Below are 379 nucleotides of genomic sequence, written 5' to 3' on the forward strand. Positions count from 1 at the left end.
CTCCGTACCCGCCATGACCTGAAGGAGTCTGCCCAGAGCCAGTTCGATCTCCTTGTCATGACAAGGGGTGTCCAGCTGCCCCCCAGCCGCCCGGGTGCGCAGCCGGGTAAAGATGTCCAGGGCTGCTTTCAGGCTGTCCTCCCCTCCTATCATCTCGAGGTTCCTGCCCAGAGCCAGTTCGATTTCCTTATCATCACAGGGGATGTTCGCCACCCCACCAGCCGCCCGGGCGCGCAGCCGGGTATAGATGTCCAGGGCTGCTTTCAGGCTGTCCGCCCCCCCTATCATCTGCAGGTGTCTGCCCAGAGCCAGTTCGACCTCCTTGTCGTCACAGGGGGTATTCACCTTACCCCCGGCCGCCTGGGTACGCAGCCGGGTA

At 63.3% G+C, this 379-nt stretch carries 1 protein-coding gene; it reads right to left on the reverse strand.

Translation table 11 applies throughout. The features are described from left to right. Positions 1-379: hypothetical protein (locus E1189_RS23395; RefSeq protein WP_196221128.1), on the reverse strand; the 379-nt coding region annotated here is incomplete at both ends.

It is taken from the genome of Parendozoicomonas verongulae (genome assembly GCF_009711465.1).
In the GTDB taxonomy this organism is placed as follows: domain Bacteria; phylum Pseudomonadota; class Gammaproteobacteria; order Pseudomonadales; family Endozoicomonadaceae; genus Sansalvadorimonas; species Sansalvadorimonas verongulae.